This is a genomic window from Nitrospira sp. NS4 (genome assembly GCF_049546785.1).
In the GTDB taxonomy this organism is placed as follows: Bacteria; Nitrospirota; Nitrospiria; order Nitrospirales; family Nitrospiraceae; genus Nitrospira_D.
On the sequence record NZ_JBMWAN010000002.1, the window covers coordinates 13245 to 35156 of the forward strand.

The window sequence follows — 21912 nt, forward strand, 5'->3', positions numbered from 1 at the left end:
GGGCGCTCAAAGGGGCCAGCAGCAAGGCCGCAGTGAGCGAAGAGGCGAGGCGTACTGCTTTGGGTACGTCGAGGGTCTGAGCGAAATGAGAAGGAAGCTGATGGGCCTTTTCAACGCCCTCGCTAGTGAGAGGCCTTGAGCGTTTCTTCCAGGTAGTAATACAACCATCGGTTCTTTTCCTGCGTCACCAGGTCGTCCCAGACCACCCCGATCAAAAACCCCTTTTCCCAGTCCCTGACCCAGGCGACCGTCCCGTCGAGCCGTTCTTGCTGCTCCACGCCGTCAGAATCCAAAAACGCGAGAGAGACCGTCACTTTTTCATTCGCTGGAAACCGCTCTTTCGTGCGGAGGCCCGCCCCGATCTTGTTCACATTGTCCAGCACGGCGGTGCAGGCGCGCCCCCCGTTCTTGGGCGCCACCAGGGCCGACCCCACCAGCGTGGCACGCACAAATTTCCGCCGTTCGCTGGCCGCTGTCAGGCTTCCACTTGGTTTGGATTCGCCTCGCTTCATACGTTGTAAGTATAACGGATTAGAAAACTTTGTAAACCACCTTAAATGGCATTATTGTCGAGGCTTTGGCCGATAGTATTGCCGCCCTTTCAACGCCTCGGGAAGATGCGCCTGTTCGACCTTGGCCTGGGGATCGTCATGGACGTAGCGGTAGCCCTTCCCATAGCCGATCCCCTTCATCAGGGAGGTGACCGCGTTGCGTAAATGCAGCGGAACTCCAAGATTTCCATGGGCTTTTGCATCCTCCAGCGCCTCCAGCAATCCGACATAGGAGGCATTGTCCTTGGGAGCGGAGGCCAGGTAGGTGGTGCCATGGGCCAGGTTAATTTGGGCTTCCGGCAACCCCACAAACTGCACCGCCTGAGCGACCGCGTTGGCCACGATGAGCCCCATCGGATCGGCATTGCCGATATCCTCTGAGGCGAAGATCACCATGCGGCGCGCGACGAATTTCGGATCCTCCCCCGCTTCCAGCATCCGGGCCAGCCAATAGAGCGCCCCGTCCGGGTCGGAATCCCGCAGGCTTTTGATGTAGGCGGAAATGACGTTGTAATGTTCCTCGCCGGCCTTGTCGTACCGCAACGCCTGCTTGTTCAATGCGGCGGTGAGTAGCGCGTCATCGATGAGCCTCGTTCCGTCCCCTCCGGCCGGCGCCTGGGTCACCACAAACTCGACCGCCGTCAGCAACGCGCGCGCATCGCCATTGCCGAACGCCACCAGCCTCTGCCGCGCGCCGGGCGACACGCGCGCCTTCAACTGACCCAGGCCGATGTCGGAATCGGTGAGCGCCCGGTCCAGGATCCGGCCCAGGGCTTCATCGGACAGTGGCTTGAGGACCACCAGGATCGAGCGGGAGAGCAACGGGCTGATCACTTCAAACGAGGGATTTTCGGTCGTGGCCCCGACCAGAATCACCGTCCCCCGTTCGACGTGGGGCAGAAAGGCATCCTGCTGGGCCTTGTTAAAGCGATGGATCTCGTCGACGAAGAGGACCGTCTTCTGCTGCTGCAACGCGAGCCGGTGCTCAGCGGCCTTGATGATCTCGCGCAGTTCAGGAATGCCGCCGGTCACGGCAGAGAACGCCACGAAATGGGCTTTCGTGTGCCGGGCGATGAGATGCGCCAGCGTGGTCTTGCCGGATCCCGGCGGCCCCCAGAATATCACGGAGGACAAGCGATCGGACTCGATGGCCTTCCGCAGAGGACGATCCGGGCCGACGATCTCATCCTGCCCGACAAAGTCGGCAAACTCCCGCGGGCGCATGCGCTCGGCAAGCGGCGCTACGGTCTTCCTGCCGGTCTCAGGGGGTGCAAACAAATCGGGGCGTGGCTCGCGGGGGGTCGGCATCAGTCGCTCCTGGGAATGACCGGATTGTATACGCCGAATCACCTGATCGCAAACGGCCCCTTGACCAGAAGAACCGCCGATGCTACGAACAGGACCGGCCTGGGGAGAAGCTGATGCAAGCCACAATCAACGGCATTTCGATCGCCTATCACGATCAGGGGAAGGGTCCCCCCATCGTATTTCTCCACGCCTTTCCGTTGAATCGGACGATGTGGGCGCAGCAGGAAGCCGCGCTCTCGTCGAATTTTCGCGTCATCACCATCGACCTGCGCGGACATGGCGAATCCGACGCGCCCCTCTGGCACTATAGCCTCGACCAGGCTGCCGACGACCTTCGCGGGCTCCTCGATCACCTCTCAATCCCGCAAGCCGTTTTTGTCGGCCTTTCAATGGGAGGCTACATCCTGTTGGCATTCCATCGAAAGTATGCGGACCGAGTGAAAGGCATGGTGCTGGCCGACACGAGAGCACAGGCAGACACGCCGGAAGGAAAAGAGGGGCGATTCCAGATGGCCCAGATCGCCTACAAGCAGGGGGCTTCCGCCATCGCCGATATCATGATCCCGAAATTATTGAGTCCCGCGACGATCCGGACCAGGCCGGAGATTGTTCAGCAAGTCAGAACGATGATCGAGGGCAATCAGATGAGCGGAATCGTTGGCGATTTGATGGCGATGGCCGAGCGCCCCGACTCAGTGCCGCTTTTGAAACAAATTACCTGCCCCACCCAGATCATCGTCGGCGACCTGGACCAAGCCACCCCGCCATCCGAGGCGAAGCTCATGGCCGAACAGATTCCCCACGCCAGGCTGGCCATCATCCCCGACGCCGCGCATCTTGCCAATATAGAGCAGCCGGAGATATTCAGCGCGATCGTAGGGGAGTTTGCCGCGAACGTGGCCCGCCCTGGAACGCCCTAGCGGAGCACCCGTTCATCTGTGGCCTAATCTGATTCGCCGACGCTGCCTCGGCGGATGAGCTTGAGAAACTCCAGCCTGGTTTGCTGCTGGGTGCGGAAGGCCCCGAGCATGGAGCTGCTGACCGCCACCGTGTTCTGCTTTTCGACGCCGCGCATCATCATGCAGAGGTGCCGCGCCTCCACGACGACGCCCACGCCATGGGCGTTGAGTTTCGTCTTCAGGGTTTCCGCAATTTGCACAGTCAGCCGTTCCTGGACCTGGAGCCGGCGCGCGAAGGTATCCACGATGCGCGGGATCTTACTGAGTCCCACAACCTTCTTATTCGGCAGATAGCCCACATGCACCTTGCCGAAGAAGGGCAGCATGTGGTGCTCGCACATGCTGAAGAAATCGATGTCTTTCACGATGACCATCTCGTCGTACTCGATCGGGAACAGCGCGCCGTTCAGGAGATGGTCGATGTCGCGCTGGTAGCCCTGCGTCATGAAGGCGAGTGCCTTGGCGACCCGTTCAGGCGTCTTGAGCAAGCCGTTGCGGCCCGGGTTCTCGCCGAGGGCCAACAACATCTCGGTCACGAGTGATTGCAGGACCGCTACGTCAGCCGGCCGTCCCGTCCCGCCCGCGTCATCACTCTCCGCCCGCCGACGAACCGATGCTCGCTTTGCCATAGTGTCTCCCTAGGAATGGGCCCCGACGGACGCCGACCCGGTGTATTCGAAATAGTTATCCCGGGTTTCGATCACGCCTACTTTCTGCAATTGCCCGGCCGGCAGCTGGGTTACCAACAGATCCCAGATGAGCAGGACCAAGTTTTCACCTGTCGTCGTCTTGGAGACGAATTCAGGGTCTAGATTCAAGTCATGATGATCGAAGCGGGCAATGATCCGATCCATGACAATCCGGTCGAGCTCGTCGAGCGAGACCCCCCGGCTGCCCCCCGCCCCATCGGCGCACGCGATTGTCACGAGCACCACATAGTTATGCCCGTGCCCGTTGGGGTTGTTGCACTTCCCGAAGACGGTCCGGTTTTCTTCAGCCGACAAATGCTCAGTGTGCAGCCGATGCGCGGCACAGAAGCGATATCGCCGGATGATGCTCGTGGTTCCCATGGCCGCTTGCCACTGTCCGGTTGAAAAATACGAAGCCAGGATCACCCGCGACCGGATGATCCTGGCTTCACGCTATCTCAGGCGTCTGGGCAGAGATCCTCTACTCAGAACGGCCGTTTATGCGCTGAAGGAGCTGCCGCATCCGCAGGTGGTCTTGGCTTGCGGATTCTTGATGGAGAACCCGGAGCCCTGCACGCTGTCGACATAGTCGACTTCCGCGCCCTGCAGGAGGGGAGCGCTCTGGGAGTCCATGATGACTTTCACATCGCCCTTTTCGATGACGGTGTCGTCCTCGGCCATCTTGGACTCGAAGGCCATCCCATATTGGTAGCCATGGCAGCCGCCGCCGCGGACATAGACGCGCAGGCCGACCACATCCTTCTCTTCGGCCATCAACTCTCTAATCTTCTGTTCTGCCACCGGTGTAATCGTAACCATCGGGTTCCTCCTATATCTCCAGGTCCGCGACCTGCGTCCTGGGTTGGCTTAGTGTAACACCTCTCTACCGAATATCAACACCCTGCGCTTCCGATTGTCTCGTGGTCGGCTCGGCAAATTTGGACTCGGGCACCCGCACCACGACGTCGCCCAGAACCCTTGCCTGACATCCCAACCGGTGCCAGGGCTCACGGAGAGCCTCCCGGTCAAGCAGATCCTGCTCGTCGAAATCGATCTCCGACAGATTTTCAGCTCCGGACTGCACTTCGACCCGGCAGGTCGTACAGGAGGCGTTGCCGCCGCAATCATGCTTGAGAGGGAATCCCAACTCTTTGGCTGCATCCAACAGCGTCAGGTTTCTCGTGACATTCCCGCTCTTCCCCTGTGGATGAAGAAACGTAACTCGGGGCATCTCGCACCTCTATGAATGAGCCCCGACAGCCACAGGCTTGAACGGGCAACGCTGCAACCGGAGATGATCTTCGTATTCTTTCTGGAACAGCTTCACGCTGCTCTGCACCAACACGGCGGCCCCGGTGACCAGCGTGCAATACCCGGTGCCTTTGACGAATCCGCAGAGCTGCAGCAGGCTGTCCAGATCCTTTTGCGTCCCCTGCCCGTCTTCGATCTTGGCCATCAATGTCGCCAGATTGTTGGTCCCCATCCGGCAGGGAGGACATTGCCCGCAGCTCTCACCCTTGAAGAAATTCGAATATTTCAGCGTCGCGGCTACCATGCAGGTCGCATCGTCGATCACGATGGTGCCGGCAGAACCCAGGCCGGTGCCCGCTTTCTTGAGCGAGTCGAAGTCCATCTGCAGGTCCAGCTGATCGGCCGTGACCATGGAAAAGGCCGGACCGCCGGGAAACACCGCCTTAATGTTGCGCCCGCCGGGAACTCCGCCTCCGCACTTGTCGATTAGTTCACGGATGGTCACGCCCATCGGCATTTCATACACACCGGGCCGATTCACCGCGCCGCTGAGCGAAAACATCATCGTGCCGGGACACTTTTCCGTCCCCACTTGAGTAAACCAGGCCGCGCCCTTGTACAGAATTCGTGGAATATTGCAGAGAGTTTCGACGTTGTTGACCAGGGTCGGTTTCCCGTACAGACCGAAATCCGTCGGGTAGAAGGGCGGCTTCTGTCTCGGCATGGCCGGACGCCCCTGCATCGACTCCAGCATGGCCGTCTCTTCACCCGCCACATAGCTCCCGTAACCGTCGAACACCTGCAATTCGAGATCGTAGCCGGTCCCCAGAATATTCTTTCCCAGGAACCCCTTGGCCCTGGCCTGCTCCAGTGCTTTCTTCAGATTATTCCGCTCGTCTTCGTACTCATGATTCACATAGATGAAGGCGGCTTTGGCCTGGACGGTATGCGCGGCAATCAGGCAGCCTTCGATCAACTGGTGGGGGATCGACCGCAGCAAATGCCGGTCCTTGAACGTCCCGGGCTCATGCTCGCCCGCATTACAGACAAAATAGCGCTCCTTGACCCGATGATTGAGAACCTTGTCCCACTTCACACCGGTCGGAAATCCCGCCCCGCCGCGCCCGCGAAGGCCGGCTTTCTTGAGCTCTGCCACGATGTCTTCGGCCTTCCAGCCGGAGACACAGCGTTTCCAGGCTTCATAGCCCCCGACTTTGAGATAGCCCTCAATTTCCCAGGGCTGCCCCTCAAGCTGTTGCACCAAACGGGGTTCAGTCGCAATCGACATAGGTCTTCCTTCAGAAGAAATTCCGCGAGTTTAGAGATCGTACTATACGGCTGCCCCCCCGCCTTCGTCAAGGTAACGGATGGAGAATAGGCCTGAATCTCAAGTAGTTAGGGCAAGGGCCCTATGGAGCTGATGGGCATACAGGGCAATGGCCGGAGGTGGGTGCGCAAAGCAAGGGGTACCACCAGCCGGCGGAGGCGATCCCCGCCGGCTGATAGACCAAAGACAACTACTTGAAGTGGCTACCGGCTCCCATGAAGAACAGCATGGGAATGGAGAGCAGGAAATTTACGCGGGAGGCGAGTAGCGCGGTCCGGCCCCATTGGGCCATCTCCGGCGGCGCCGGAGTGCCCTGCGCCGCTGCCGCGACGGCGGCAATGATCTTCTTCTGGTTCGGCCAGATAATCCCGTGGACGTTCCCCATCATGATGATGCCCAACAGGCCGCCGATCGCCAGCGCATAGGCTCCGGTCCCGCCCTGGCTGTACAGCTTGGCGTAGAGGACGATCCCGGCCAGCACCGTCACGGTGGCCCCGTGCCGGAACCAGTTCAGCGCCGACGGCATCAGCTTGGGAATCACGATGTTCTTCGTGGGACCATCGAGGCTCTTGAGAAACGCGGCATTGATCAGGTTGAAGAAATACAACAACCCGATCCAGGTGATCCCCGCAAGGAAATGGATCCAGCGCATGATCATCCCCACCCAATCGGCCTCTCCCGCCCCCACGCCGGATATCCCGAGATACACCGCTATCAACACGACAGCAAGCGCGAATCCCGCACCCATTGTCTGCATCGGATCTTCAAGAAATTTCATAGTCCCCCTCTCCTCCTCACGGTTTATATTCTTCGGCGCAGTGTCTACTGCACCCCTCCAAGCTTGTCAAGCAAGCGCATCTGCCCGCTCCGCTCAGTATCCCATCACACGGTCGACATTGGCGCATAGATCGCGCACGGCATCGGCCGACGTGGCCAGCGCCGCCCGTTCGTCCGCCGTCAACTCATACTCGAGTACCTCCTCCGCGCCGCCGCGGCCCAGCTTGACCGGGACGCCCACAATGACGTTTTTCAGCCCATATTCCCCTTCGCACAGCACCGCCGACGGCAGAACCCGCTTTTGATCCTGCATGATCGCATCGACCATGTCCACCGCCGACGCCGACGGGGCGTAGAATGCGCTGCCGGTTTTCAGCAGGCCGACGATCTCCGCTCCGCCCTCGCGCGTCCGCTTGACGATCGCATCCAGCCGGTCTTTCGGAATCAACTCCGACACCGGCTTTCCCTTTGCGGTGGTATAGCGCGGCAGCGGCACCATCGTATCGCCGTGGCCGCCGAGCACCATGGCTTGCACCTCCGGCCCGGGCACATTCAACTCGGTGGCGATGAAGGTGCGCATCCGGGCCGAGTCGAGCACGCCGGCCATGCCGATCACGCGGGACTTGGGAAACCGACTGACCTTCAGCGCGACATGAACCATCGCATCCAGCGGATTGGTCACCAGCAACAGGATGACCTCGGGCGAGCGCGCGATCAGTTCCTTGACCACGGACTGGACAATCTTGCAGTTCGTGGCGAGCAGTTCATCGCGGCTCATGCCCGGCTTGCGTGCGATCCCGGAGGTGATGATCGCCACCGATGATCCGGCCGTTTCCTCATACCCGTTCGTCCCGACCACCTTTGTGCTGTAGCCGCACACCGGACCGGCCTGGGCGATGTCCAGCGCCTTGCCTTGCGGCACCCCCTCCACAATGTCCACCAGCACCACATCGTAGCGGTCTCGCTCGGCCAGCCGTTGTGCCGCCGTGCCGCCGACATTACCCGCGCCCACTACCGTAATTTTCGGTCGCCCCATACTCCCTCCGGAAGTCCTGAGTGCCTGGTGCTGAGTCCTGGGTGAGGGCCCGGGAACATGCGTTGGCCGCTCTCAGCACTCAGCACTCTTGTCTCAGCACTGTTTATGTGTGTTCGTGTTCCGTCCAGCCCGCGACTTTGAAATTGATGGTGCAGACGAAGTTTTCACCGTCGTAGAAATTGACCTTGATCTTCTTCTTCCCAAAGGTCTTCGCCAGAAACTCTTCCGGATTATCGATCAGCTCTTGATAGCCCCCGGCCGGATATTCCGCCAGATCATGGAACACCACGATCATCCCCACCTTCACTTCTTGCAGCACTTTCGCGGAGCAGCGCGGATAGACCTCCCAGAACTTGGCCTCAATCATCTCTTTGGTGGGTTCAGGCCGGTCTTCTCCCGGCTTGACCGGCTGCGCGAACTTCGCGAGCCGCCGCACATAAGGGTACTGATGCCCGGTAAAGAGCTTATAGAGCCAGGGCGGAACTGTGGGCCGGTCGGATGTATTGGTCATAAGATTACGTCGTCAGTCGTTGATAAATTCGTGGCAGCTTCGCGGGCAAGGCCTCGACGCGATCGATCACGGCAAACTGCACATCCCCGTACATGCGGCGAAGGTACGCATCGGCGTCCCGATCGATCGTCACACAAAATGGACTGATGCCCGCCTGCCGGGCTTCGCGGAGCGCGGCCTTGGTATCTTCCAGCGAATAATCGTCTTTATAGGCTCCGTCCAGGGGACGCCCGTCACTGATCAGCACCAGGAGCTTCGTGCGAGCCTCGCGCGCCAGCAACTTCGCCGTCGCATGACGGATCACCGCCCCATCGCGGTTCTGTTGCCGGGGCACCAGCCCGCCCAGCCGTTGCGCCGTGGCCGGCCCCAATCGCTCGTCGAAATCCTTCACCACGGCAAACTCGACCTGTCCCCGCCCCTGCCCGGAATAGGCGTAGAGGCCGTACTGGTCGCCGACCGCCTCCAAGGCTTCGCACAGAAGTACCAGACTTTCCTTCTCAATGTCGATGACCCGCCGGCCATTTTCAAGCTGCCGGCTCGTCGATCCGCTCACATCGACCAGGAACGCCACGGCCACATCGCGCTCCTTCTTTTCATGACGCACATAGATCCGGTCGCTGCCTTCCATTCCCGCCTGCTGCTCCACGACCCGCCGGACCACCGCGTCGATATCCAGCTCTTCGCCGTCCGCCTGGGCCGCCGTCCGACGGAACGCCGGGGGGCGGAGACTCTCAAAAAACCGGCGGAGTGACTTGATCGCGCTTCGATGCATCGTCAACGTGGCCGCCACCGACTCATCGGAGCCCGATTCGGCCGGCCGCTCGACCACCCGGCACCAGTGCGGGCGGTAATCCTGAATCGCCACGTCCCATTCCGGATACCGGATCTGTCTCCCCCCGTCCCTGACCGGCTCGTCCGTCAGCCGTTGCTCGACCGGCACCGACAGCATCTCCTCCACGACCGACGGCAGAGCCCGTCCGCCGCCCAACACATCGCCCAACGTATCGTGCCGCTCCCCGCCCGACCCCTGAGCCCCGCCGCCCTGCTCTTTGGATCCACCACCGCCGCTGGCAATATGCTCGACCTCCGTCCGCTGCTCCGCTTCCTCGCGCGCCTCCTCCGGATCACGCGTGATGAACTCAGGATTCATCTCCCCGCGATAGACCCAATTCGTGACCGGACGATAGTCGTCGCGGCTCTGCTCAGAGCCGGTGGGGCCCACCCCCGCCTCAGTGGTCTCTTCGACCGTTTGATCCGATTGAATCATCTCGGCCTTGGGCGCCAGCAATCCCTCCATGCCGAGGTACACGGCATCCGCGAGGCGGACGGCATCCTCGGCCGTCGAGTCCGGCACGAACACCGGCTGGCTCATGTCCCAGAGCAAAGCGACTTCTGCCTGCACAGCACGCGGCACCGCCGAAGCAGCCGACTCGCCGGTCGAGAGACGTAACAGACAGTCGACGATCAATTCTTTCACGGTCAACCCATGCGCCGGATCACGCGGCGTCACCGCCTCGCCCGCCAGTCGCTGCAGATCCCGTTGAAGACCGGGGTATTCCCGCTGCAGATGGGCTTCGACCCGCGCATCCTCAAGCACCATCCACAGGTCCTGCATGAGGCGCGGGTGCGGGTAGAGCCGAAACAGCTCGGCGAGCGACGCCGGCTGCCTGTCTCCGCGCCCATAGCGCCGGCGCACCGCCGTCACAAGGTCCTGCAGCGGGGCGAGCGTCAACTTGTAGGTCCCGAATTCCAGATGCCCGGCCTCATGGGCGGCCATCACCAGATACAACCGCACATTGTCGTCATAGGTTGGATAGCGCCGGAGCAGCGCCGGCAGGGAAATCGTCTTCCCGTCGGCACTGACGGTCGCGCGGGCCCTGTCCGTAGCGGCAGAGTCCGGCAGGCCCTGAATCATCACGTCGGTGCCACACATTCCTTGGACGAACAACTTGACGGTCCGCGCCACCTGCCGGAGCGGCACGCCGCTCAGCGCCTGTTCCACAGAGGCCAGCGACTGCTGCGACTCCAACCCGAAATACGCGCGGGCCCCCTCGACACTATAGGCCAGCACTTCCATCCCGGCCTTAAACCAATTCTCAAATCGCGTGACCGCATCGGCCGAGGCACCGATCATGCCGATGATTTCCGGTGCGCGCCGGAGATACGACAGTGTGGCCTCCGCATCCTTCTCCGCCAGCAGCCCGCCGTACTGAACGACCTTCACCTGCCACTCAACCGACGGCAGCGCCCGAACCAGTGTCGGAGACTCGGCCAGCCAAGCAATGGCGGATGCAGGAGACTGTTCCGCCAGCGCGGCCCCCAATGAGACGACTTTCGAACGCACGGCCGGCTGATCGATATCGCCCAGAATCGCCGGGCTGGTCCGCAGAAACTCCATCGTGACCAGATAGTCCGGCTTGCCGATCGTGTTCGGCTGAATCAGTTTCATGCCGAACGCCACCCAGCTCCGGACTTCGCTCAAGGCCAGCACCGGCGCCACGGCGGGAATCTGTCGGATATATTCGAGCCCCACCACGACGTCGAGCCCCGTCAGCTCGACGCCGACGTCGAGCCATGGCTGAAGTTGATCCGAGGAAAGCACCGCGAGAATCTGGGGCGCGGTCCGCAGATATTCCACCGTAACGTTGGCATCCTGCTCCGCAAATTCAAGACCCGTCGCGAGAATCGCGAGCCGCGCCGCATTGCCCTCGACCACCCCGAGGATGCGGGGACTCTCTTTGAAATACTTGAGGGCCGTCGCCCCGGAGGATTCCGCCAGCGCGATACCGAGATCGAGCCAGGGAACGATGCACGCCAACCCCGCCCGACGATCCAGCTCCGGCAGGGCTTCGATGGCCGCACGGTTCACTTTTTCCGAGACCTCACCCAGTTCGTCGAGCATCGCCAGCGTCGCGGCCACCGGCTCGGGCCTGTCCCCCGTCAGAGCCAGTCGAGCCACAAGTTGTTCCGCCGACGCGGAGCCCAACTCTTCCGCCAGACGCCCCTTCAATGCTGTTTCTGCCTGCGAGCCTGCCATGATCCTCACTCAAAATCCGGGAAGCTGTGGATTGTAAAGAAGGCCCTGGCGCTTGTAAACTGTGCGCCTGCGGCGCGGGCATGAGGCGAGAGGTGCGAGGCCAGAGGGGAAAAACTCCGGTCTCTTCCCTAGCCCCTTGCCCCTTGCCCCTTGCCAAAGGAGTGACCATGGCCGAGCCCAAGCAGGACAGCCTCGATAAAATGTGGAAATACGTGAAGGGATTTGCCGAGAAGAGCGGCACCACGATGCACCCCAATCCGGCCGTATCAGAAGCCGTGGTGAAGGGCCTGGCGATGCATATCGATGAACTCGGCAAGCCGCTCTGCCCCTGCAATTTCTACAAAGACAAACAGGCCGAAGCCAAGCTCCGCCGCTGGATGTGCGCCTGCGACGAAATGCAGATCTACAAATACTGCCACTGCCTCTTGTTCGTTCGGGAAGACGGCATGCCGATTACCGAATACCTTCCCGAAGGACACGAAGGACGGGAGGTCTATGGCCTCATCACAGACCCCACGCCCGACAAGGGCCGGGCCCTCAAACACAGAGCGGTCACGGCGACAAATACAGCGGACAAGGATCCGTCAACACCGACACCCTAACAACTATGCGCTACCCTGACCGACTCCGGTTCGGATTCGTCTTCTTCATCCTGCTCGGCGGCCTGTGGTCTCTCCCGGGCCAGGCCCTTGAACCAGTCTCGTCGAGCCCGCCGCCTCTGAACGAGAAAGAACTGCTCCCCTACAAACTCAAGGGGCACGGCAGCCTGGCAGGCCAGGCATTCCTCAGTTCCCCATCGGGGAAAGGAGTCACCCAAGCGGGCGTGCCGGTGCACCTCATTCCGATCACCTCCTACACCCGTTCCTGGTTTGACCGCCACATACGAACGTCGTCCTGCGGATCACAAAGCGACCGCGCCTCCGGCGAGAGCGCCCCGCCTTCCCGCCCGCCGGCAGAATGCGTACACGACTCGCTGGTACCACTCCTGGCCGAAAAACGGCTGACTCCCTACATCCGGACCACCAGAGCCAACCCGACCGGACACTTCTGGTTCACAAAAATTCCTGCCGGGCGCTACTACATCGTAAGTCTGATAGAGGGAGGGGCTGGCTCGCACCAAGAGGAGCGAGCGGCAGGAATCGCCTGGTTACTCGTGGATCTCGAAGCGGGAGCAAAAGAAACCAATCTCGTCGTCACCGACTGCAAAAGCAACCTTTGTTAACAAACAGCATCTTCCCAAAATCCTCCCCTTCCCCTACCATGAGGGGCATCGGTCGATGTTCCCCGGCGCGCATTGACCATGCACCGCCCTCAACTGGACATTTGATCGAGTCCTGCACGGGCGGTCAGCGAGCCAGGAGCATCGACCGATGCCCCTACGCCCCTTCCCCTCACTGCCAGCCGCTGACCTCATAGCCTTGCGCGATGAGGCAGCGCACCACCTCGTCAGCATAGGCCGGATCAGGATCAGTCGGTCCGTATGCGCCCCCGGCTGTGCCCATGATCAGGCCCAGCCCGCCGCCCACCACCGCACCAATCGCGACGCCTGGTAGTCCCCCGATCAGACCGGCTGAGGCGCCGCTACCGGCGCCGATGATCGTCCCCAACACCCCGCCTTTGGCGGCACTCCCGGTGCGATTGACGCCTGATTGCAATCCTGCCCGCTCAGCCTGCTCTTCACAGGCCGTAATATCCTGCTTCGCGGCCTCCCTGCCGGTCAGCTGCAAATGTTTATTCGATCGCAGCAACGGATCCGGGGCTGCACAAGCGCCCACCAACAGCCACACCAGAAGCAGGAATACAATTGGCCTAGGTCCCCGGTCCTTCATGCTCTCTCCTTGCGGCTGTGTGCAGGAGGGGTTCCTACTGCGCGCATGCATCGAGCACCGCCCATTACGAGAATTCGATCATCTCTTGCGTGCGCGATGCGCGAGCACAGGAACCTCTCCTACACACAGCCCGCCCTGCCATTCACTGCCAGCCCGTCACCTCATACCCCTTTTCCTGCAAACAGCGATTGACGAAATTCGTATAGGCCTCCGGAGGATGCGACCCTCCGGACGAGGCGCTGAAGAGTCCCGTGAGCAGGCCCCACACAGCTCCGCCGGCCGCCCCGATGAGGGCCCCGGTCCCGGCGCCGCCGGAGATGGCGCCGCCGACCGCCCCCGCCGCGGCGCCGATGCCCGCGCCCGCGGCCGTACTTCCCGCCACCCGGCCGCCTTTGCCGCTGCCTTCTTCCGCACCGGCTGACTCGGCCAGTTGCCTGCAGGCTTCGATGTCTTGTTCCGCCACCTCTTTCCCCACCGATTGCAGATGGGTATTGGGATATAGGATAGGCTTTGCACTCGAACAGGCCGAAGTCAACAGGAATAGCATTACAAACACGGGCGGTTTCCATCGCGTCATCAAACCACCGGCCCTTTCCCCGCTGTCAGGCCCAATCGCGCCAGCACCTCCGCTGCTCTCAGCGTCTTGCACAACACCCGCTTGTGCCGCCCCCCGGCCCCGGATTGAATCGCGAGCGTTGACGGAGCCACCTCAAGACGCTCGGCAAGAAACGCGAGCAAGGCCTCATTCGCCCGCCCGTCTATGGGGGGCGCCGCCACCCGAATCTTGAGCGCGTCACCGTGCAGACCGACGCACTCTGATTTGGAGGCTTTCGGTTGGACCTGAATGGTGAGGATCGCGCCGCCCTTGGTGTCCTGGACGATCGGATGAGTCATGTGTGAAAGGAATCGTGACGGCGTGGGCTAGAAAATGGCTTTGACGAGTTCCTGGATGCTCCGCTGCATATCCGGATCGTCGGTGATCGGACGGGCGATGGCCGCGTCGCAGGCCTGATCGGGCGCGACTCCCTGCTTGATGAGGGTGCCGGCGTAGATCAGGAGCCGGGTGCTGACGCCTTCTTCCAAGCCGTGATTTTTGAGGTTGCGGACTTTGCCTCCAAGCTTCACGAGTTTTTCGGCGATGTCCCGGTTTACGCCCGCCTCCCGCTCCACCACGGTGGTTTCAACCGCCGCGGGCGGATAGTCGAACTCGATCGCCATGAACCGCTGCTTGGTGCTTTGCTTGAGATCTTTGAGAACGCTTTGATACCCGGGGTTATAGGAAATGACGAGCATGAAATCATCGGCGGCCTCGACAATCTGCCCCTTCTTCTCGATCGGCAGCACCCGGCGATCGTCGCTGAGCGGATGGATGATCACGGTGGTGTCTTTCCGCGCCTCGACCACTTCGTCGAGATAGACGATGGCGCCATGCTTCACGCCGAGCGTCAGCGGGCCGTCCACCCACACCGTCTCCTGCCCCTTCAGAAGATAGCGCCCCACAAGGTCGGAGGCGGTAAGGTCTTCATGGCACGCCACCGTAATGAGCGGCCGCCCCAACTTGTACGCCATATGCTGCACAAACCGGGTTTTGCCGCAGCCGGTCGGCCCCTTCAGCATGACCGGCATCTTGCTCTTCGCGGCAATCGTGAACAGGCCGACCTCGCCGCGCACCTCGGCATAGAACGGCTCCCGGTCGATGCGGAAGGAACAGATATCAAGCTCTCGTCCTGGCTGGTTCATGTGGTCTCTACCTTAATAACAAGGAGGAATAGATTCACGATAAACGGAACGACGGGGGAAGATCAAGCAATTCGGCGCCAACTCACGTCAGGCCGATCGTGCGACTCCGGCCCCGTCCAGCACCTCGCGGACCTTCTCGGCCAGCGCCGTGGGCGTGAAGGGCTTTTGCAGGAAAGCCGTGTCCCGCTTGATGCCACCCTGAGAGAACACCGGATGATCGGGATAGCCGGACATGTAGAGCACCTTCATGTCAGGGCGGACCATCAAGAGCTTCTCCGCCACTTCCGGACCGCTCATCTGCGGCATCACCACGTCCGTCAGCAGCAAATGGATCGTCCCGAGATGCTTCGTGCCGGCCAGCAACGCTTCAATCCCGTGACGCGCTTCCAGTACGGTATACCCCTGCAAGCGCAACGTTTCATGCACAAGTCCTCTGACGGCCGGCTCGTCCTCAACCAGCAGAATGGTTTCCCGTCCCTGGACACTCTCTCCACTGACGACGGCCTTCGCCCCGGTTTCCACCACCCCGTCCACACGCGGGAAATAAATTTTAAAGGTCGTACCGCGCCCCACCTTGCTGTCCACTCCGATCGCCCCGCCGCTCTGTTTCACAATCCCGTAGACCGTGGACAGCCCCAAACCGGTGCCTTTGCCTTTATCCTTAGTCGTGAAGAAAGGCTCGAAGATATGCGACTGCGTCTCATCATCCATCCCCTGCCCCGTGTCTTTCACGGTCAGCAGCACATACTCCCCTTCCTCCAGCACCATCATTTCGCGGCGCGCACCCTTGCCGATCGACACATTGCGGGTCGCCACGGTCAGCCGTCCGCCGGTCGGCATGGCATCGCGGGCATTGACCGCGAGATTCATGATGACCTGCTCAATCTGCCCGGGATCGGCTTTGATGGCCCCCAGGTTCGGATCGAGCTCGGAACAGAGTTCGATGATGTCTTCGCCCAGAAGGCGACGGAGCATGCCGTCCATATTCGCCACCAGGGCGTTCAAGTCCACGATCTTGGTCGCCACGAATTGGCGGCGGCTGAACGCCAAGAGCTGTCCCGTCAAGCCGGCCGCACGATCCGCCGCTTTTTTCACTTCTTCAAGTTCTCGCTTTGAGGGGTCCCCGGCCGACAACCGGCTGAGGACCAGCTCGCTGTAGCCCCGAATCACCGTGAGCAGGTTGTTGAAGTCGTGCGCGACACCCCCGGCGAGCCGCCCGACCGCCTCCATCTTCTGGGATTGCCTGAGCTGGGCCTCCGTCTGGTGAAGCGCCTTGACCGCCTTGGTCCGCTCGCCGAACTGCCCGATCTTCAATCCGATATCGGTCACCATCTTGAGCAATTCTTCGTCCGGCTCGCGCACGTACCGGCTGAAGAATTCGATCACCCCTTCGATTTCACTGCCGATCCGGACCGGGAGCCCGAACCCTCCGTGCAGCCCCGCCTGCGCCGCCACGCTTGACCGCACAAAGCGGGGGTCCACTGTGACATCCGCCACCCAGTAGGGCTCCCCGCTGGCCCATACCCGTCCAGGCAACCCTTCTCCGGACTGAAACGATTGCTGCCAGGCGGACGACTCAAACTCATCGCCTTTGAATGTCGGGGTATGCCATTGACTCAGGCACCGCAAGGCTCCCGCTTGCTTATCGAACCGCCAGAACACCCCGTAGTCCCATTCAAGGCTTTCGCCGACGGCTTGAATGATTCTCGGCACCGCCTCTTCCAACGTCATCGATTCGGACAGCACTCGTGTCACGGCATATTGCGACGCCAACCGCCGCTCCGATTTCCGGCGCTCGGTAATATCGCGAATGAACGCGCTGAAAATATAGGCCTCGCCGATGCGCGCGGGGGACACCGACAACTCGACGGGAAACTCCCGCCCCTCCCGATGCAGCGCCGTGATTTCAACCCGTCGATTGAGAATGGGCCCGACCCCGGTCTTGAGAAACTCACGCAGCCCCTGCTGATGGGCCTCCCGGTCGCGTTCAGGAATGACGGTCTCCGCCAGTAACTGGCCCAACACTTCTTCGCGGGACCATCCGAAGATGGCGGTCGCTTGCGCATTCCAGTCCGTAATAACTCCGGCCGCATCAATAGTGACCACGCCGTCCAGCGCCGTATCCACGATGGCGCGATTGCGTTCCTGGCTCTGCAACAGGGCGGCCTCCGCCGCGCGTGCCCAGGCGCTCTCCTGTTGCGCCTGACGATATTCAGCTCGCAACCGCCCCGTGGACCACAAGAGCAATACCAGCAACGGGAACCAGATCAACAGCGCGCCGCTACCGATTCTCCAGAAGACACTCGACCGAATAGGCAACAGGATGGCATCGCGGTCCATGCGGGCCAATACCGTCCATCGCAACCCAGAAAGGTTCGCATATCCCTTGGTGACGGCATACCCTGTCACCACCGGCACATGCCGCCGACGATGCTCTTCCTCCACATACCCTGGGTCTCCCTGCTGAGCCTGCGCCACAGAGGGGAGCCCCAGCTCTTTGAGGTTCACCTTCTCGGTAAAATGCTGGGTAGAGTCGACAAAGATGTCTCCCCTCTTGTCCAGCATCTGATATTCAACGGCACCCACGAACCCCTCATGCTGCTGGAGCAAGCGTATGGTCCTGGTCGTGACGGCTTCCAGCACGGAAACCGACACACGGGTCGTGACCACTCCGAGAAAGGTCTCTTCGGCATCGAGAATCGGGGCGGTGATCGCGACCGTTTCCTCTCCTTCTTCGCCGTCGTAACGCGCAACGTCTCCGACCACCACGTCCCGTTGCGCATGCGCCTGTCGGAACCACTCACTTTGACTATGGTCTTGCCCCACCATCCCCGAATCGGTTGCCGCAATCACGATTCCCTGTTGATTGGTCACCGCCAGCGAGACATACATCGGAGCATAGGCCGCCTTGACCCAGTTCAAATAACTGACCAGATAGGCGCGATCGGATGACCGCAGGGCAAACGCCCGCGCCATCATGCGCGCATCGCCATAACGCTCGAATAACAACCGGTCGAGCTTGTCCGTCACTTCGGCTGCAGCCAGCGTGAGTTGGTGCCCCGAGGCGGCCAGAAACCGGAGCTCCACATATTGCAGGAGGATCACACCGATCCCCACTGCAAAAATGGTCATGAAGATGATCAGGAACGGCAGCCACCCGTATCGTCGGGATCGTGCGAGGTCCGGTGTGGTGACGGGAAAAGTCATATCAACGCGCGGTCGCAATCCAGCTTGGAGTCATCGCGATGGGATGGTAGGCCGCCTTGGCCTCCTGTAATCCCGGCAATCCGGCGTCATCCATCGCATTAATACGGTCTGCTCCGTTCCGCAATGCGGTTCGACACGTATTCCGGAACAGCGCCTGCGCGAGTCCCGGCACCGCCCGGTCCGCCACCTCAAACAGCACCGCAAAGGTCGCGGGTTCCAGCCAATAGCCGAACGTGTAGGCCGCAATCTGCTCACGGACCACCGCGACGGTGCCCACCAGTCCGAATCGCTCCCCCAGAGCCCACGCGATCTCGTGCGCCGCTTCGGCATCCTCCAGGAGCAACTGCCCCATCCGGTCGAGCTGTCCCTGTTGTTTTTGCGCCGCCCACCGCCGGTATAACGCCCGGCAGCCGTCATGATCGCCGGAATGATAGGGTCTGAACCGCACCGGCTGCTCCCGCTCCGCACGATTGCAGAGAGCCCGCTGCGACTTGTACGGGTCACCGGCCAGATTCGCCAGGTCCTTCGCCCGGTATACATAGTCCGGGCTTTTGCTCGCATAGTGATACAGGCGCGGATCGAGCATGTTCTTTTGATCGTCCGTGAGATTCTCGATCCGGCTGACCGGAGACACCCCGTTCCACTGCCGCATCAACGCAACGCCCTCGTGCACGGCATCTTCGAATGATCCGGCCCCGAGAGGAGGCAGCGGCATAAACCAGCCGTCGGGAGAATGCGCGAACAGAAAGAAGACCCCGCCCCGTTCGATCCACCGGTACGGAAGGGTCGCTGTCCAGACATAGTGATAGGGAAAGGCAAAGGCCGCAAGTGCCGTTTGGCTCAGTATTTTGGCCTCATGCAGCGCCTGCGCCATCCTCGAGGCATCTGTCAGGCGCAGCGGCTGAAGCCGCCGGTCCGGCTGCAGGGCCGTGACCCGCCGCGTAACTTCCGGCAGCGGGGCCAGCACCACCACATCCTCTTGATACCGGCCGATCAGACGAGGGTGTTCACTCAGTGCCCGAAGGGCATCCTCCTGCGCAAGGACATCCCGCACCCGCTCCCCATGCAGGCGAATCTCGTCTGGAATCGCCTCCCGCATAAAGGGACATTTCGTATCCCACCCCAAGACCACTTGATCCCCTCCGGCATTCCACATGAGCGCCAGAGGATAGAGTCGGCAATCCAGCGGGCGGCTTTGATAGATGCCGCATTGAGCCGTCACGGGATTGAAGGCCGGACAATGAAACCCTTCGCCGGCGGGATCTTTCACAAGGGCAATCTGCGACCCGGCCGGATCGTCAAACAAATCAGTCGAAACACCTAGGGAAACCGCCGCGCTGATTTCGTCCCGCGTAAAGTATGGGCGGAGAAAGCTGTCGGACTCAGGAAAGCGGCAACAGACATCGCACTGCGCACACACTGCGCCAGGAACCATCTGCGGCAGAGGCTGCCGTATGGTCAGCTGCGAGTTGGGCTCCACCGGGGCAGGCGTCATCAGGCCCTCATCATACGATGGGCTGCAGCATCGAGCAAGCAACCTTTGCTTCGAATCACCCTCCCGGCCCTTCATCTCCGGGCGGTGTGATGATGCACCGGCGCGGGGACATTCAACGATTGCCAGGAAACACCTTCAAGCAGCACCGCAAGCAGCGCCATCACCCCGTGGGCTTGAGGTCTGTAATCCTCTTGTCGGGCTCTCATCACCGTGGTAGCATCCCTGCACCTTTATTGAATCGTCCGGACGATTGCTCCGCAAGGATTCCCCATTGGCACAGACTGAGGCACATCCCGCAACCCCCTGTTCGTCTCTGGCCGCAGATCTCGCCTTACGCCGCTGTGCGGACATTCGATCCCGGGTCATCATGGCCGGACTGTATGCGCCGGCGGAAGGGGCCGCGCACGAGGCCGGTCCCGCCGGCTCTCAGGCCGCCACTACCTGGCGGATTAGCCCCTGTCCGCTATTCCTCTCACAAGAACAACTGGCATTTTTTACGAAGCTGGGGCCCCGGCTTTTGACCTTGTATCGAGCCCTCAACCGGCTCTATCTGGAGAGCGCAAAGGGCACCCAACCGGCCTGGGTGGCGCGCTATCTCGATCAGGGTAAACCCGAAGCGTTAATCGCCTACAGCCGAATGAAGCGCTTCCGCGATGACCTGCCTGCCGTCATCAGGCCGGATGTCATTCCGACGCAGGACGGCATGGTTATCACGGAACTGGATTCCGTCCCCGGAGGGATCGGCCTCACGGCCTGCCTCTCCTCCGTGTATGGCGGGCTCGACGAGACCCCGTTGCCGTTGGTCGGAGGACGAGACGGCATGGTGCGAGGGTTTGCCGCCATGTTACGGGCGGTGCAGGGCACACGAGCCGGCTGTATCGCCATCGTCGTGTCGGAAGAAGCAAAAGACTACCGGCCGGAGATGGCCTGGCTGGCCGCACGGCTCCGCGAGCAGGGCATTGAGACCTACTGCGTTGAGCCTCGTGACGTCCGCTTCACGGAGGAAGGATTGCGACTTCGGCTGGACGCGCGAGAACAGCCGATCGCCCTGATCTACCGCTTCTATGAACTGTTCGACCTGTTGAATATCCCGAAAGCCGAGCTGATTCAATACGCCGCGAAGAAGGAATGGGCGGCGGTCACTCCGCCCTACAAGCCGGCGCTGGAAGAGAAATCGGCTTTTGCCCTGCTCCACCACCCGGTCTTGCGGCCGTTCTGGGAAAAGGAATTGGGCGCGCCCACGTTCCTCGATCTGACGACGATTATGCCGCGTACCTGGCTGCTCGACCCGGCCCCTATTCCCCCGGCCGCGACCATTCCCGGCCTTCAGATGGGAGGCCGGGCCGTCACCAATTGGCGCGACCTGGCCGGAGCCACCCAGAAGGAGCGGCATTACGTCATCAAGCCCTCCGGATTTTCCGAGCTCGCCTGGGGCAGCCGGGGCGTTTCGGTAGGACACGATCTCCCGCAGGCCGAATGGGCCGCGGCAATTGAGCAGGCCCTGTCGTCGTTTCCGACCACGCCCTATATCCTGCAGGAATTCCACAAAGGGCGCCTGTTCGAACTGGACTACTGGGATCCCGCATCCAACGCCATGCTACGGATGAACGGACGCGCCCGCCTCTCACCCTATTATTTCGTGGCCGAGGGGAAGGCCGAGCTCGCCGGCATCCTCGCGACCATCTGTTCGGCGGAAAAGAAGATCATCCACGGCATGAAAGACGCCATCATGGTCCCCTGTGCCGTTCACCCTCAATAGATCGCCAGACTACGGCACGCTCCCGCCTGGGACACTCAGGAATATGTTCAGGGTTCCCCAAATGCCTCATTCCACTTTCATGGATGTCCATGGTAGCCTAAGAGTACTATGGCCCTGACGCTGTTCCACGTCGATTGGTGTCCTGACTGTGAAGTCGTGCGCGACAAACTCGCGGAGCTCGGGGTCGCCTACGACGACGTGATCGTGCCGGATGTTCGACCTATGCGAAAACAGGTCTATGACGTGTCAGGGCAGTATTATGTGCCGGTCTTGCAAGACGGGGAGACCGTCTTGACTGAAACCCACGACATTCTCTCCCACCTTGAAACACACTATGCCAAGACCTCGTCGTGAGCTCTCGACAATCCCTGTGTTCCCGCACGATCGGCGACAGGGGCTGTCCTTTCCCTGCCGCGAATGGTGTGAACTCTTGAAA

General features: G+C 61.3%; 22 protein-coding genes. 5 read left to right on the forward strand and 17 right to left on the reverse strand.

The window, feature by feature from the left end:
* Positions 1-122: 122 nt before the first annotated feature.
* Positions 123-512 (reverse strand): PilZ domain-containing protein, encoded by a 390-nt coding sequence (locus ACO9S2_RS04380; RefSeq protein WP_423720725.1) that lies wholly within the window; start codon positions 510-512, stop codon positions 123-125.
* Positions 513-563: 51 nt separating this feature from the next.
* Complete coding sequence (locus ACO9S2_RS04385; protein WP_423720726.1) at positions 564-1859, reverse strand: replication-associated recombination protein A; 1296 nt, start codon at positions 1857-1859, stop codon at positions 564-566.
* 113 nt (positions 1860-1972) lie between these two features.
* Between ACO9S2_RS04385 and ACO9S2_RS04390 the strand changes: the two genes are divergently transcribed.
* Positions 1973-2779, forward strand: a complete 807-nt coding sequence (locus ACO9S2_RS04390; RefSeq protein WP_423720727.1) for an alpha/beta fold hydrolase — start codon at positions 1973-1975, stop codon at positions 2777-2779.
* A 23-nt stretch (positions 2780-2802) separates the two neighbouring features.
* Here ACO9S2_RS04390 and folE read toward each other — a convergent pair whose 3' ends face one another.
* From folE to ACO9S2_RS04435, 9 genes are all read right to left on the reverse strand, one after another.
* Positions 2803-3447, reverse strand: a complete 645-nt coding sequence (folE, locus tag ACO9S2_RS04395) for a GTP cyclohydrolase I FolE (RefSeq protein WP_423720728.1) — start codon at positions 3445-3447, stop codon at positions 2803-2805.
* A gap of 9 nt (positions 3448-3456) precedes the next feature.
* A complete protein-coding gene (locus tag ACO9S2_RS04400) occupies positions 3457-3888 on the reverse strand; it encodes a 6-carboxytetrahydropterin synthase (protein ID WP_423720729.1) in 432 nt (143 codons plus the stop codon).
* A gap of 117 nt (positions 3889-4005) precedes the next feature.
* Positions 4006-4326, reverse strand: coding sequence for an iron-sulfur cluster insertion protein ErpA (gene erpA, locus ACO9S2_RS04405; RefSeq protein ID WP_423720730.1), 321 nt, complete (start codon positions 4324-4326; stop codon positions 4006-4008).
* Positions 4327-4390: 64 nt separating this feature from the next.
* Entirely contained in the window at positions 4391-4738 is a 348-nt protein-coding gene (locus tag ACO9S2_RS04410; RefSeq protein WP_423720731.1) for a 2Fe-2S iron-sulfur cluster-binding protein, read from the reverse strand.
* 9 nt (positions 4739-4747) lie between these two features.
* Positions 4748-6046, reverse strand: a complete 1299-nt coding sequence (gene nuoF / locus ACO9S2_RS04415; protein WP_423720732.1) for an NADH-quinone oxidoreductase subunit NuoF — start codon at positions 6044-6046, stop codon at positions 4748-4750.
* Positions 6047-6275: 229 nt separating this feature from the next.
* The gene (locus ACO9S2_RS04420) at positions 6276-6863 is read right to left on the reverse strand and encodes a urate hydroxylase PuuD (protein WP_423720733.1); all 588 of its coding nucleotides are present in this window, start codon (positions 6861-6863) and stop codon (positions 6276-6278) included.
* 93 nt (positions 6864-6956) lie between these two features.
* Entirely contained in the window at positions 6957-7898 is a 942-nt protein-coding gene (mdh, locus tag ACO9S2_RS04425; protein ID WP_423720734.1) for a malate dehydrogenase, read from the reverse strand.
* A gap of 103 nt (positions 7899-8001) precedes the next feature.
* Positions 8002-8409, reverse strand: a complete 408-nt coding sequence (locus ACO9S2_RS04430) for a hypothetical protein (protein ID WP_423720735.1) — start codon at positions 8407-8409, stop codon at positions 8002-8004.
* Positions 8410-8413: 4 nt separating this feature from the next.
* Complete coding sequence (locus tag ACO9S2_RS04435) at positions 8414-11446, reverse strand: nitric oxide reductase activation protein NorD (protein ID WP_423720736.1); 3033 nt, start codon at positions 11444-11446, stop codon at positions 8414-8416.
* A 167-nt stretch (positions 11447-11613) separates the two neighbouring features.
* On the opposite strand from ACO9S2_RS04435, the gene ACO9S2_RS04440 reads away from it, so the two are divergent.
* Both ACO9S2_RS04440 and ACO9S2_RS04445 read left to right on the forward strand, forming a co-directional pair.
* Positions 11614-12048 carry a ferredoxin-thioredoxin reductase catalytic domain-containing protein gene (locus ACO9S2_RS04440; protein ID WP_423720737.1) on the forward strand — a complete coding sequence of 145 codons (435 nt, stop codon included), beginning with the start codon at positions 11614-11616 and terminating at the stop codon, positions 12046-12048.
* A 5-nt stretch (positions 12049-12053) separates the two neighbouring features.
* Positions 12054-12668 carry a hypothetical protein gene (locus tag ACO9S2_RS04445; protein ID WP_423720738.1) on the forward strand — a complete coding sequence of 205 codons (615 nt, stop codon included), beginning with the start codon at positions 12054-12056 and terminating at the stop codon, positions 12666-12668.
* Positions 12669-12837: 169 nt separating this feature from the next.
* Here ACO9S2_RS04445 and ACO9S2_RS04450 read toward each other — a convergent pair whose 3' ends face one another.
* From ACO9S2_RS04450 to ACO9S2_RS04475, 6 genes are all read right to left on the reverse strand, one after another.
* Positions 12838-13275 (reverse strand): hypothetical protein, encoded by a 438-nt coding sequence (locus ACO9S2_RS04450; RefSeq protein ID WP_423720739.1) that lies wholly within the window; start codon positions 13273-13275, stop codon positions 12838-12840.
* Positions 13276-13417: 142 nt separating this feature from the next.
* Positions 13418-13852, reverse strand: coding sequence for a glycine zipper family protein (locus tag ACO9S2_RS04455; protein WP_423720740.1), 435 nt, complete (start codon positions 13850-13852; stop codon positions 13418-13420).
* Positions 13852-14169 (reverse strand): DUF167 domain-containing protein, encoded by a 318-nt coding sequence (locus tag ACO9S2_RS04460; protein ID WP_423720741.1) that lies wholly within the window; start codon positions 14167-14169, stop codon positions 13852-13854. Before ACO9S2_RS04460 ends, ACO9S2_RS04455 begins: the two co-directional genes overlap by 1 nt.
* 27 nt (positions 14170-14196) lie before the next feature.
* Positions 14197-15015, reverse strand: a complete 819-nt coding sequence (locus ACO9S2_RS04465) for a CbbQ/NirQ/NorQ/GpvN family protein (RefSeq protein WP_423720742.1) — start codon at positions 15013-15015, stop codon at positions 14197-14199.
* 87 nt (positions 15016-15102) lie between these two features.
* Positions 15103-18147 carry a PAS domain S-box protein gene (locus ACO9S2_RS04470; protein WP_423720743.1) on the reverse strand — a complete coding sequence of 1015 codons (3045 nt, stop codon included), beginning with the start codon at positions 18145-18147 and terminating at the stop codon, positions 15103-15105.
* Positions 18148-18223: 76 nt separating this feature from the next.
* Complete coding sequence (locus ACO9S2_RS04475) at positions 18224-19717, reverse strand: phosphatidylglycerol lysyltransferase domain-containing protein (RefSeq protein WP_423720744.1); 1494 nt, start codon at positions 19715-19717, stop codon at positions 18224-18226.
* A gap of 271 nt (positions 19718-19988) precedes the next feature.
* Between ACO9S2_RS04475 and ACO9S2_RS04480 the strand changes: the two genes are divergently transcribed.
* Positions 19989-21476, forward strand: a complete 1488-nt coding sequence (locus ACO9S2_RS04480) for a hypothetical protein (RefSeq protein ID WP_423720745.1) — start codon at positions 19989-19991, stop codon at positions 21474-21476.
* A gap of 108 nt (positions 21477-21584) precedes the next feature.
* Positions 21585-21830, forward strand: coding sequence for a glutathione S-transferase N-terminal domain-containing protein (locus tag ACO9S2_RS04485; RefSeq protein WP_423720746.1), 246 nt, complete (start codon positions 21585-21587; stop codon positions 21828-21830).
* Positions 21831-21912: the final 82 nt, after the last annotated feature.